The sequence below is a fragment of the Actinomadura chokoriensis genome, assembly GCF_041463665.1.
Taxonomy (GTDB): domain Bacteria; phylum Actinomycetota; class Actinomycetes; order Streptosporangiales; family Streptosporangiaceae; genus Spirillospora; species Spirillospora chokoriensis_A.
Window position 1 is genome coordinate 1 of the sequence record NZ_JAXCEJ010000017.1, and the last position, 11,807, is coordinate 11,807.

Consider the following 11,807-nt stretch of genomic DNA (forward strand, 5'->3'; position numbering starts at 1 on the left):
CCCAGCACGACCTCGACGAGATCGCCCGCCAGCTCAACGGACGCCCCCGCCACACCCTGAACTGGAAAACCCCAGCCCAAACACTCAACGAGTACCTCGTTGCAACAGCCGCTTGACATCGCCCGCGCTCATACCAACAACACGCCGCAAGTCGACGCACCGGTGAACCTTGGTGGACACCGCACTAGGCGAACGCCCTGCTGAAGGCGACCACGCCGATGACGCAGGCGGCCACGTGCTGGGGACGGGGGTGCTTCATGGGGGTCACGTTAGAACCGTCCCGAACCGCGGTTCTCGTGGTCAAGGCGGTCTTGAACCGCCGCTAGGGCGGACGCTAGACGCGGGAGTGGCGGCGCCGGCCGACGAGGCGCCGGCCGACGAGGCGGCGGGAGCGGCGCGCCCGGCGGGCCGGCGGCAGCCAGCGCGTCCGGAACCACATCTGCACCTGCGCGCCGCCGAGGACGCTGCGGTGGATGCGCAGGTAGCCGCCGCTCGACTCGGCGGCGCGGCGGGCGATGTCCAGGCCGAGGCCGGTGGACCCGCCGCCGCTGCTGCCGCGCTTCAGCGCCGCGTCGGGGTCGGCGATGCCGGGGCCGCCGTCGGCGACGAGGATGCCGGTGACGCCCTGCCCCTGGTGGAGGGTGACGACGAAGCCGGTGCCCTCGGCGGTGTGCCGGAAGATGTTGCCGAGCAGCGCGTCGACGGCGGCGGCCAGCTCGGTGCCGGGGATCGGCAGCGGCGCCGGGCCCTCGGCGCCGATCAGCTCGCAGGAGCGTCCCTCGTCCTCGGCGAGGACGGACCAGAACGCGACCCGGTCGCGCAGCACCTTGGACGCGTCGCAGCTGCCCCGTCCGGTGGGCCGCCGGACGGTCCGGATGATCTGGTCGACCTCGCGTTCGATGCGGTCCACGGCCTCGCGGGTCTGCTCGGCGACCGGCCCGTCCCCGAGCGCCTCGGCGTTGAGGCGCAGCGCGGCGAGCGGGGTGCGGAGGCGGTGCGACAGGTCGGCGGCCATCTCGCGTTCGGCCGACAGGAGCTGGACGACGTGGTCGGCCATCGCGTTGAACGCGAGCCCGGCCTCGACCAGTTCGGGCGGCCCGTCCGGCTCGATGCGGACCGACAGCTCCCCGTCCCCGAACGCGCCCGCCGCCTCCGCGAGGCGCCGGGTGGAGCGGATCATGCGGTTGCCGAGCCGGTCGGCGACGGCGACGGACCCGGCGACGAGCGCGCAGGCGACCGTCGTCATGACGAGCCACGCCTTCCAGACCCCGCGCGACAGGTCCTCGTCGGGCAGGAAGACCTCGACGACGGCGGTGCGGCCGGCGTCCAGCGACACCGGCTGCAGGAGGGCGTAGCCGCCGTTCACGCGGGCGGTGTAGGAGCGTCCGCGCCGGCCGGCCTCGGTGAGCTGCTCGGGTCGGGCGCTGAAGTCGCCGTGGGCGTCCTTCGGGACGAGCCCGCCGTCCGGCAGGTGGACGGTCATCCGCCCGGCGGCGCCGGCCTGGGTGCTCGCGACGGCGCGTTCGAGGGCGGTGGGGTCCTCGGTGACGACGAGGACGGGGCCGAGCGCGCTGGCCTGCCGTTCCGCAGTGGTGAGGGCGCGGTCGCGGGCGATCTCCCGGACGGTGAGCGCGAGCGGGATCAGGAACGCCAGCGCGACCATCGAGGTGACCGCCAGCGAGACCAGGACCAGCGTCTTCCTCATGGCCGCGGGTCGGGCTCGGCCAGCCTGACCCCGACGCCGCGGACCGTGTGCAGGTAGCGGGGGGCGGCGGCGGTCTCGCCGAGCTTGCGGCGCAGCCAGGACAGGTGGACGTCGATGGTCTGGTCGTCGCCGTACGCCTGCCGCCACACCTCGGCGAGCAGTTCGCGCCGCGCCACCACCCGTCCGGGCCGCGCGGCGAGGTAGGCCAGCAGGTCGAACTCGCGGCGGGTGAGCTCCAGCGGCGCGCCGTCCAGCGTGGCCTCCCGCCGGTCGAGGTCGATGTGCAGGCCGCCGACGCTGAGCTCCGCGGTGGGCCCGGACCGCGCCGACCTGCGCAGCACCGCCGCGAGCCGGGCGCTGAGGTGCTCGATGGAGAACGGTTTGATCAGGTAGTCGTCGGCGCCCGCGTTCAGTAACCGGACGATCTCCGGCTCGTCGTCGCGTGCCGTCGCGATGATGACGGGGACGTCGGAGATGCCGCGCAGCATCTTCAGCACCTCCGCGCCGTCGAGATCGGGGAGCCCGAGGTCGAGGACGACCACGTCGGGCGGCGACTGCGTGACCTCGCGCAGCGCGTCCATCGCGGTCCCGACGCTGCGCACGACATGCGACCGCACACTCAGTTCACGAATCAGGGCAGTCCGGACATTCGCGTCATCCTCGACCACCAGAACACTCGCCATGGCGGAACCGTATGCCACCATGTGCCCATGCGTCGCGCGATGTCGTATGTTGCCCCGTGGGCGGGGGTGACCGCGCTCGCGGTGGGGCTCTCATGGCTCGGCGTGCGCGACGTCGTGCGCAGCGCGGTGTCGGAACGGTCGGCGCCGCCACCGATCGCGGGGCCCGTCATCCACTCCAGCCCGGCGACGCCGCCCGGCCCTACGACGGTCGGGTCGGCGACCGCGCGCCCGCCGGACGGCGCGGACACGGCGCCCAGACCGTCGAAGTCCGCGAAACCGCCCCCCGACAAGCCGGAGAAGACCCCGGGAACGCCCGACAACGTGCGCAGCTACGCCACCCGGGGCGGGCGCGCCGCGATGTCGATCGAGAAGGACCGGGTACGGCTCGTCTCGGCGACGCCGAATCCCGGGTACGAGACGCGCGTGACGCAGGCCGAGGGCTGGCTTCGCGTCGACTTCCTCGACGACGAGCACACCTCGTCGGTCATCGCGTCCTGGTACGAGCACGCGCCGAACGTGAAGGTCTACGAGTACTGAGCCGAGCCGGTACCGAGCCGGGTCAGGAGTGCGGGACGAACCGCTGCGGCATGATGAACATCGCGGTGGCCTCCACCGTGACGCGGCCGTCCGGCCCGGAGATCGTACCGGACGCGTACACCTTGCGTCCCTCCACCCGGCTCGCCTTCGCCTCCACCGACAGCGGGACGCCGAGCGGGGTCGGGCGCCGGTAGCGCGTCTCCAGGGTCGCGGTCATGCCGGGCGTGCCGGACGCGGCGGCCGCCATCCCGAGGACCTGGTCGAGCACCATCGCGGACACGCCGCCGTGCACGTACGACGGCGGGCCCTCGTAGACGGGGCTGAGCGTGAACTCGCCGCGGACGATGCCGTCCGAGCTGACCGTCAACTCGACGGGCGGCGCGACGGGGTTGAGGGCCCCGGTGACGGGGTTGCCGATCTGCCGGTCCATCCGGCGCTCGCTGGACGGGACGAACGGCGGCGCGTCCCGGCGCTCGGCGGCGAGCCGCGCGGTCAGCGCCTCGACCTCGGCGGCGACGGCCGCGACCTCGGCGGAGTCGACCGACGTCAGGACGGTGGCCTCGACCAGTTCGCGGACGCGGTCGGCGAGGCCGCTCAGCACCGCCGTCTCGTCCTCCCCCAGTTCGGGCCGTTCCATCGGGATCCCGCTCATGCAGCCTCCTCGCGGGGGCGTCCCCCGCACCACCACCCCATTGGCCGAACGAAATTCTAGAATAGTCGGCCGACCGCAGCGGACACCGGTCCCGCTCAGTGGCCGGGCAGGCGGGCGGACGCCCGATGCACCGGACGACCGGGGCCGGTTCCGATAGGTTTCTGCACTATCTCCCTGACCGCTCAACGCAGCCCGAGGACAGCACGTGACGGACCAGCCCCCGCCGCCACCGCACGACCCGCCCCCGCACGGGCAGCCCTACGGGCAGCCGCCCGGCGGATACGACCCGCGCTGGGGCTACGGGCCGCCGGGCGTGCCCTACGGCGTGCCCCAGCAGGGCCCCCCGGAGGAGACGACCTGGGCGATCTTCGCCTATGTCGGGAACGCCCTGATCGGCTTCCTGCCGGCGCTGATCGTCTACCTGGCGAAGAAGAACACCTCGCCGTTCACCCGGTTCCACGCGGCGCAGTCGATGAACCAGCAGCTCACCATGCTGATCCACCTGCTGGTGATGCTGGCGGTGTGCGTCCCGCCGGCGATCGCCCTGAAGGAGCCGGTCTTCCTCGCCCCGCTGCTCATCCCCTACCTGGAGCTGGTGTTCGGCGGGTGGACGTTCATCATCCTGGGCGCGGTGAAGGCGGGCAAGGGCCAGTACTACCGCTTCCCGACCTTCTTCTGCCTCCGCATGATCCGCTGACTCACAGGTACGCGCGGGCGTACTCGTCCAGCACCGGCAGGACGGCGTCTCGTTCGCCGGCGGGGACGCGCAGCACGACCTCCCCGACCCCGAGCGAGGCGTAGTAGTCGAGCTTCTCCGGGGTGGGCCGCGTCCCGAACGGGATCACGGGAACCATGTCGCGCCCCGCGTCCTCGCAGGCCCGGCGCAGCGCGGGCAGGGCCTCCCGGATGCCCGCGCCGCCGACCGGCAGCCACCCGTCCCCGTACTCGGCGATGTGCGCGAACAGCGTCGGGCCCGGCGCGCCGCCGAGCAGCACCGGCACCCTTCCGGACGGCTTGGGCCACGACCAGCTCGCGTCGAAGTCGACGAACTCCCCCTTGAAGGACGCCTCCTCGTCCGTCCACAGGGCCCGCATGGCGAGGACGTGCTCGCGCGCCACGGCCCGCCGCCGCTTCCACGGCACGCCGTGGCCGGCGCCCTCCTCCGCGTTCCAGCCGTAGCCGACGCCGAGCGCGACCCGTCCGCCGGCGAGGCGGTCGAGCGTCGCGACGGCCTTGGCGGTGACGATCGGGTCGCGCTGCGCGGGCAGCAGGATGCCCGTCCCGAGCGTGATCCGCTCGGTCGTCACGGCCGCCGCCGCCAGCGACACGAGCGGGTCGAGCGTCCGCGCGTACTCCTCGGGCAGGCTCGCGTCCCCCGTCGGGGGCGCGGTCTCGCGCGACACCGGGATGTGGGTGTGCTCGGGGACGTACAGCGAGGCGAACCCGCGCCGCTCCGCCTCCGCGGCCAGTTCGTGCGGCGCCATCGTCCGGTCGGTCGCGAACATCGTGATCCCAAGCCGCATGCGCCCCCCGTCTCCCGAGCTTGCGGACAGCCTAGGGCGGTGGCGTCACACCAGGACGGCCCGGTCGTCCACGCGGGCCACGGCGCGGGCCGGGGCGCCGTCCGCGGCGGCCAGCGGGATGGGGAAGAGGGAGACCTCGATCGCGCAGCCCTCGTCCTCGGCGTCGACGAGGCGGTCCAGGCCGGTCAGGTTCTCGGCGATCACCGCGCCCGCGCCGCACAGGACGCGATGCGCCGCCAGGGAGAAGCCGCCGGAGCCGGGCGGCGGCGTGCGGTCCACGCTGAGGGCGTCGACGGCCACCGTGCGGACGCCGGCCGCGATGATCGCCTCGGCCGTCTCCGGGGCGGGATACGGGTGGGCCAGGTAGGCGTCCGTGCCCCAGTGGGCGGACCAGCCGGTCGCGATGACCAGGACGTCGCCGTGAGCGAGGCCGGGAGGGAGCGCGTCCGGCGGTATGGGCGTCCGGGGCGGGAGGCCGCGGACGTCCATGACCACGGCCGGTCCGGTGAAGCGGGTCAGCGGGAGCTCGTCCAGCCGGGGCAGGGCGTCGTCGATGTGGAACGGGGCGTCCACGTGCGTGCCCGTCTGCGAGCCCATGTGCAGCCGCAGGACGTTCACCCCGGAGCCGGCGACGGTCAGCGCGGGCACCGCCTCGACCTCGGGATCGCCCGGATAGACCGGCATGCCCGTGATGATCGGCACGGACAGGTCCAGCAGCTCAACGCCCATGCCATCGATTATCCCGCGCGCGCCCCCACCCGATAGCGTTGCGACGTGTTGCCACATGTGACGGCCATCCGATACGTGACGCCGCTCCGCGAGGGCGGTTCCCTGCCGGGCGTCGTGGAGGCCGACGATCTCGGCACCTACGTCATGAAGTTCCACGGCGCGGGGCAGGGACGCAAGGCGCTGATCGCCGAGGTGATCGCGGGCGAGCTGGCCCGCAGGCTCGGCTTCCGGGTTCCCGAGCAGGTGCTCATCGACCTGGATCCGGCCATCGGGCGGCACGAGCCCGACCCCGACGTGCAGGACCTCCTCAAGGCCAGCCCCGGCTGGAACCTCGGCGTCGACTTCCTGCCGGGGTCGCTCGGCTTCGACCCGCTCGGCTGGAGCCCCGACCCGGACTTCGCGTCCCGGGTGCTGTGGCTCGACGCGTTCATCGGCAACGTGGACCGCAGCTGGCGCAACCCGAACATGCTCGTCTGGCACGGCGACGTGTGGCTCATCGACCACGGCGCGAGCCTCATCTTCCACCACGCGTGGACGAACGCGACCCGGCTGTTCTCCGGCCCGTACGACGTGGACGACCACGTGCTGACCCCGTTCGCGACCCGGCTGGAGACCGCCGAGGCCGAGCTGGCGCCGAAGATCACCGAGGGACTGCTGCGCGAGGTGACCGGGCTCGTGCCCGACCGGTGGCTGGAGGGCGAGCCCGGGTTCGCCGGGCCGCAGGCGCTCCGCGACGCCTACGTCGACATCCTGCTGCCGCGCGCCGGCAAGCCGCGCGACTGGCTGCCCGACCTCGACGCCGGCGGACGCGCCCCGGACACGTCGGCGCGGCGGGGCGAGAACCGTCCCGGCTGGCTCGGTGGTCCCGCGTGAGCAACATCAGGACGGCCGGCGAGCCGACGGTGTTCGAGTACGCGGCGCTGCGCGTCGTCCCGCGCGTCGAGCGGGGCGAGTCGATGAACGTGGGCGTGGTGGTGTACTGCCGGGCGCTCGACTACCTCGGGTGCCGCGCGCATCTGGACGAGCGGCGCCTCCTGGCCCTGGACCCGACCCTCGATCTGGAGGGCGTGCGGTCGGCGCTCAAGGCCGTGAACGCCGTCTGCTGCGGCGGCGAGCACGCCGGGCAGGCCGCGCGGGAGACCCCGGGCACACGCTTCCGGTGGCTGACTGCGCCGCGCAGCACGATCGTCCAGCCTGGTCCCGTCCACGCCGGCCTCACCGACGCCCCGGAGGCCGAACTCGACCGCCTCCTCCACCTCCTGGTGATGTAGCGACCACCCGCGTCCGGGCGCGGAGAGCTCAGTCCCACTCCCAGCGAATGCCGTGGTAGCCGGCGGCCATGCCGAACTCGATGAAGTGGACGCTGTGGTAGCTGGACAGGCGCAGGTCGGCGGTGTCCTTCAGCGCGGTGTGGCCGTCGGGGCGCCACGTCCGGTGGCAGCGGGCGGGCAGCGCGGACGGGTGGAACCGCACCTCGATGAGGTACTCGTGCTGCGGAGTCCGGAAGCCGCGCCCCTCCTCGGTGATCGGCGGCCCGGTCTCCTCGAACCCGAAGCCGTACTCCAGCAGGTAGGTCTCGCCGCGGCCGAGCGCCCGGTCGAACAGCAACTCGGCGGCGATGAGCCCGCTGGCCTCGTCCATCCGGACGCGCCCGAACCGGCAGCCGCGCACGCTCCGCGACGACGGCAGGACGCCCTGCGGGTGGTGGTAGACGGCGATCCACCGGTCGACGCCGCGCTGCTGCGCCTGGAACACCGCCCGGCAGCGGACCTCGCGCAGCTCCCGGCGGCGGCCGACGATGTACTGGTCGTGCAGGCTGAGCCCGGTGAGCATCCGCTCGCCGCGGTCGCCGATCTCGTCCAGCAGGTCGCGGACGCCCGGCTCGGGGCACAGCTCCTCCACCGGCAGCCACGGCCCGGCGCTTCGTTCGGTCGCCGGCCTGAGCAGCGTGAGCAGCGAGTGGCGCGGCAGCTGGAGGATCACCTCCAGGCCGCGGACGGCGCGCAGCGAGTCGGCGCGCTCGGGCCTGGTCCGGCCGCGCTGCCAGTAGCTCAGCGTGGACAGGCTGACGGCGATGCCCTGCTCCTCGAGGCGGCGGCGCAGCGAGTCGAGGCTGAGGCCGCGCGCCTGGATGGCCGCGTGGAGGGCGACGTTGAACGGACCGTACTGCAGAACCTGTAGGAGATCGTCCTCTGCGACACTCTGCACTTGCGGCCTCCGGATCGGCTCCGGCCGGCCCCCGTCCAACGGCCTTGACTCCTGGAATTGCAACTTCCGCGCTCACTGTAAAGCGCTTGGCCCCCGTTGCCAACAGGCGACTCGTCACACTCGGGGCCCGGCCGCGCTAGTGCCACTCCCATTCGACGCCGACGATGCCGCGCCGGACGGCGCCGACCGCGATGTTGGCGCTGCCGGACGTGCCGACCCACAGCTCGCCGAGCCGCCGCCGCGGGGCGAGCGAGCTCTCGGCGGTGAACCCGTAGCAGCGGGCGGGGAGCCGGCCGCTGTCGAACTGGACGATCGCCACGTAGTCGTGGACGGGATGGGAGAAGCGCCGGTCGTAGCTGTCGGGCGGCGGCTCCCCCACCGGCCCCAGCTCGTACTCGACGACCGCCGTGTCCCCCGCCGCCAGCACCCGGTCGAAGACCAGCTCGAACGCCATCAGGCCGCCCGCGGCGCGGATGCGGCCGGGCCGGCAGTACCGCACGCTCGCGAGACCGGCCGGGCCGGCCGCCGCCGGGCCGACGGCGGCCTCGCCCCCCGCGTGACCGCCGCCCGTCTGGTGGACGCAGACGACGCGGTCGATGCCGTCGCCCGCCGCGCGCAGGACGGTCCGGACCGACAGCGTCCAGGAGCGGCGCGCCTCGTCCAGCCGGTAGACGTCGTGGATGCTGAGCCGCTCCAGCCGGTGGTCCCCCGACCGGTCGAGCTGCCCGACGAGCCATGCGTAGCGTTCGGGGTCGGGCCACAGGTCACGCGCCGTGCGGCTCCGGTCCCCCGCGCCCGGTCCGGCGCCGGGCGCGGACCGCGCGGGCGCCGCGGTGGGCGCGGGATCGTCCAGCAGTTCGGTGAGGGCGCCCGCCGGGACCTGGAGGATCTCCTCCAGCGCCGCGATGACGGCGCGCGAGCGCGGCCGGCTGCGGCCCCGCTGCCAGTAGCTGAGCGTCGCGACGCTGACCGTCAGGCCCCGCCGCCCGAGCCGGTGGCGGATCCGTTCCAGGGTCAGCCCGCTCGCCTGGACGGCCTGCCGCAATGCCCCGGCGAACTCCACGGCGGGATGGTACCCGCCAGGCAAGATCAATTCATTTGCCGGGCCGGATCAGGCAAGCAGTGACAAGCCGGGCAACGATCAGAACGGGTCAGAACAGGATCGACATGAAGGACCCGAGCTCCCCGAACCCGACCCGGCGGTAGGCGGCCCGCGCCCGCGTGTTGAAGTCGTTGACGTACAGCGAGACGGTCGGCGCGACGGTGCGCAGCGCCTCGCGCACCACCGCGGACATCCCGGTCTCCGACAGGCCGCGGCCGCGCAGGTCGGGCGGCACCCACACGCCCTGCACCTGGCAGGCGCGCGGGGTGACGGCGCCGATCTCCGCCTTGAACATGACGCGGCCGTCCTCGATGCGGGCGAACGCGCGGCCGTCGCGGATCAGCTCGGCGACGCGAGCGCGGTAGAGCACCCCGCCGTCGCCGGTGTTGGGCGACACCCCGACCTCTTCGGTGAACATCGCCACGCAGGCCGGGTAGACGATGTCGAACTCCTCCATCCGGACGCGCCGGACGCGCGGGTCGGCCGGCACGTCGGGGACCGCCGAGGTGGCCATCACCGGCTGGGACGCGCGGACGGCCCGCGGCGGCCCCCAGTACGGCGCGAGGATCTCCCACAGCTCGCCGACCGCGCCGACGGGCCCGACGATGGACGAGCAGCGCCGTCCCTGCGCCTGCGCCCGCTCGGCGAACGCGCGGATCGCCTCCGGGCCGGCCGCGACCGGGATCAGGTTGGCGCCCGAGTAGCACAGCGAGACGAGCCGCCCGTCGCGCAGGTATCCCCACATCTGGGCGCCGAGGCGCCGCGGGTCGAGCCCCGCGGCGTGCACCCGCGAGCTGACGAACACGTTGGCCACCGGGTCGGCGTCCAGGATCGCGAGGGCCTCCGCCCGGTACCGGTCGTCCAGCACGCGCACCGGCATCGAGCCCAGCATGCGCATGGCTACCGGCCCCACGACGGGAACGGCCCCCGCTCGGCCCTCACCACTGAAAGCTCCACGCGGTCAAGCCTATGTGGTCCGGAGCCCGGGTACCCCAGCGGCCGCCATACCGAGGTGGGGTCAGCGGTGGGCCGCCGCCTCGCCGGCGATGCCGCGCCTCTTGCCCGAGGCGGGCTCGGGCAGCGGTCCAGCCTCGCACTTCGCGTCCGGGCCGGGCCGGCTCGCGGGCAGCGCGCCACTGCCGAGGTAGGCGGCGACCCTCCTGTCCACGCACCCGTCGCCGGACAGCGAGACGCCGTGGTTGTGCCCGCCCGCCTGCACGAGCAGCCTCGACGTGGGGAACCTGCGGTGCGTCTCCAGCGCGCCCGGGTACGGGGTCGCCGCGTCCCCGGTGGCCTGGACGAGCAGGATCGGCGGCAGCGCGGACGCGCCCCCCAGCCGGGACGGCGGGCCGCCCTGCACCGGCCAGAACGCGCAGGGCGCGTTGTACCAGGTGTTGCCCCAGGTCTCGAAGCGGTAGCCCCGGCGGTAGAGGCGCTCGCTGTCGGCGTGCCAGCGGGCCCAGTCGCGCGGCCATGCCGCGTCGCGGCACCCGACGGCGTTGTAGACGGTGTAGTTGTTCTGGTCGAGCCGTCCCGGCGGCCGCCACGCCTTGCGCAGCGGCCCGGCGTCGTGCCGGACGACCAGCGCCGACAGGACGCGCGCGTGCGCCGGCCAGGAGTAGTCGGCGTAGCCGTCGGAGAGGAACACGTCGTCCAGCTCGGACGGGCCGATCTTCCCGTCGATCGGCTTCGCGGTGAGCGCGGCCCGCGCCCTGGCGTAGGAGGCGGCGACCTTCCGTCCGGTCTTCCCGAGTCTGTAGACCTTGTGGTGGCGGGCGATCCAGGCGAAGTACGCGCGGATGCGCTTCTCGAACGCCACGTTCTGGTCGAGGTTGTCCTGGTACCAGACGCCGCTGGGCTTGACGATGCTGTCGAGCACCATGCGGCGGACGCGTCCGGGGTACATCGTCGCGTACACGGCGCCGAGGTAGGTGCCGTACGAGTAGCCGAAGTAGCTGATTTTCCGCTGGCCGAGGGCGCGGCGGATCGCGTCCATGTCGCGCGCCCCGTCGGCCGTCCCCATGTGCGGGAGGACCTTCCCGTACTTGCGGGCGCAGTCGTCGGCGTACGCCCGGGCCCTCGCCACCCAGGCCCCTTCCTCCGCCGCGTTCGCGGGGATCGCGTCGGGCCGCGCGCGGCCCGGGTCCTGGTAGGCGGGATCGCAGATCAGCTCGGGCCGGCTGGCGCCGACGCCGCGCGGGTCGAAGCCGATCCAGTCGTAGGACGCGGCGACCTTCTTCGGGAGCGACTTCCTGAAGAAGGCGGGCAGGTCGCGCCCGTGGGCGCCGGGCCCGCCCCGGTTGAGCAGCGCCACGCCGCGGAACTCGCGCGCGGTGTGCCGGGCCCGGGTCAGTTCGAGGGTGATCTTCTCGCCGTCCGGGCGGGCGTGGTCGAGCGGCACCCGGAGGGACGCGCACTGCAGGCCCTTGAGGCGGGCGCCCTCCACGGGGTCCTTGGCGGGGCACGGCCTCCAGGCGAGACCGCGCGGCTTGAGCGCGGTCTCCGGTGCGGGGAGGGCGGTGGCGGCCGCGGGCGTTCCGATGGCGGCCCCGAGCGCGACCGCAGCGGCGGCCGTTCCGGCGGCGGCCCTTCTTCCAGCGTCGTTCAGCACCCCCGCTTTCTACCGGCCGGGCACCGTGAACCGCGGGAACCCCGGATCGCGCGATTC

13 protein-coding genes and 1 pseudogene are annotated in these 11,807 nt (G+C 73.9%); 5 read left to right on the plus strand and 9 right to left on the minus strand.

Annotated elements, in window-relative coordinates:
• A pseudogene (locus SM418_RS37980) lies at positions 1-116 on the plus strand (IS30 family transposase); the annotation flags it as partial.
• Between the two features lie 218 nt (positions 117-334).
• On the opposite strand, the gene SM418_RS24350 reads toward SM418_RS37980, so the two are convergent.
• Together SM418_RS24350 and SM418_RS24355 are read right to left on the minus strand one after the other, a co-directional pair.
• A complete protein-coding gene (locus SM418_RS24350) occupies positions 335-1,705 on the minus strand; it encodes a sensor histidine kinase (RefSeq protein ID WP_371943481.1) in 1,371 nt (456 codons plus the stop codon).
• Positions 1,702-2,388 (minus strand): response regulator transcription factor, encoded by a 687-nt coding sequence (locus tag SM418_RS24355; RefSeq protein ID WP_371943482.1) that lies wholly within the window; start codon positions 2,386-2,388, stop codon positions 1,702-1,704. Before SM418_RS24355 ends, SM418_RS24350 begins: the two co-directional genes overlap by 4 nt.
• Before the next feature lie 27 nt (positions 2,389-2,415).
• Here SM418_RS24355 and SM418_RS24360 point away from each other — a divergent pair, with 27 nt between their 5' ends.
• Complete coding sequence (locus SM418_RS24360) at positions 2,416-2,925, plus strand: hypothetical protein (RefSeq protein ID WP_371943483.1); 510 nt, start codon at positions 2,416-2,418, stop codon at positions 2,923-2,925.
• A gap of 22 nt (positions 2,926-2,947) precedes the next feature.
• Here the strand turns inward: SM418_RS24360 and SM418_RS24365 are convergent, their stop codons facing one another.
• The gene (locus tag SM418_RS24365) at positions 2,948-3,577 is read right to left on the minus strand and encodes a PaaI family thioesterase (RefSeq protein WP_371943484.1); all 630 of its coding nucleotides are present in this window, start codon (positions 3,575-3,577) and stop codon (positions 2,948-2,950) included.
• A gap of 205 nt (positions 3,578-3,782) precedes the next feature.
• Here SM418_RS24365 and SM418_RS24370 point away from each other — a divergent pair, with 205 nt between their 5' ends.
• On the plus strand, positions 3,783-4,274 hold the full coding sequence (locus SM418_RS24370; RefSeq protein WP_371943485.1) for a DUF4870 domain-containing protein: 492 nt from the start codon (positions 3,783-3,785) through the stop codon (positions 4,272-4,274).
• 1 nt (position 4,275) lies between these two features.
• Here SM418_RS24370 and SM418_RS24375 read toward each other — a convergent pair whose 3' ends face one another.
• Both SM418_RS24375 and SM418_RS24380 read right to left on the minus strand, forming a co-directional pair.
• Positions 4,276-5,100, minus strand: a complete 825-nt coding sequence (locus SM418_RS24375; protein WP_371943486.1) for an LLM class F420-dependent oxidoreductase — start codon at positions 5,098-5,100, stop codon at positions 4,276-4,278.
• Positions 5,101-5,145: 45 nt separating this feature from the next.
• A complete protein-coding gene (locus SM418_RS24380) occupies positions 5,146-5,829 on the minus strand; it encodes a cyclase family protein (RefSeq protein WP_371943487.1) in 684 nt (227 codons plus the stop codon).
• Between the two features lie 45 nt (positions 5,830-5,874).
• On the opposite strand from SM418_RS24380, the gene SM418_RS24385 reads away from it, so the two are divergent.
• The gene (locus SM418_RS24385; RefSeq protein ID WP_371943488.1) at positions 5,875-6,702 is read left to right on the plus strand and encodes a HipA family kinase; all 828 of its coding nucleotides are present in this window, start codon (positions 5,875-5,877) and stop codon (positions 6,700-6,702) included.
• Positions 6,699-7,100: a DUF3037 domain-containing protein gene (locus SM418_RS24390; protein ID WP_371943489.1), complete on the plus strand. Its 402-nt coding sequence runs from the start codon at positions 6,699-6,701 to the stop codon at positions 7,098-7,100. The genes SM418_RS24385 and SM418_RS24390 overlap by 4 nt, the downstream gene beginning before the upstream one ends.
• Before the next feature lie 28 nt (positions 7,101-7,128).
• On the opposite strand, the gene SM418_RS24395 is transcribed toward SM418_RS24390, so the two are convergent.
• The 4 genes from SM418_RS24395 to SM418_RS24410 all read right to left on the minus strand — a co-directional run bounded on the left by SM418_RS24395 (position 7,129) and on the right by SM418_RS24410 (position 11,750).
• Complete coding sequence (locus tag SM418_RS24395) at positions 7,129-8,037, minus strand: hypothetical protein (RefSeq protein ID WP_371943490.1); 909 nt, start codon at positions 8,035-8,037, stop codon at positions 7,129-7,131.
• 136 nt (positions 8,038-8,173) lie between these two features.
• Positions 8,174-9,100, minus strand: coding sequence for a helix-turn-helix domain-containing protein (locus tag SM418_RS24400; protein WP_371943491.1), 927 nt, complete (start codon positions 9,098-9,100; stop codon positions 8,174-8,176).
• An 88-nt stretch (positions 9,101-9,188) separates the two neighbouring features.
• Positions 9,189-10,031 carry a GNAT family N-acetyltransferase gene (locus tag SM418_RS24405; protein ID WP_371943652.1) on the minus strand — a complete coding sequence of 281 codons (843 nt, stop codon included), beginning with the start codon at positions 10,029-10,031 and terminating at the stop codon, positions 9,189-9,191.
• Positions 10,032-10,157: 126 nt separating this feature from the next.
• A complete protein-coding gene (locus tag SM418_RS24410; protein ID WP_371943492.1) occupies positions 10,158-11,750 on the minus strand; it encodes an alpha/beta hydrolase in 1,593 nt (530 codons plus the stop codon).
• Positions 11,751-11,807 lie beyond the last annotated feature (57 nt).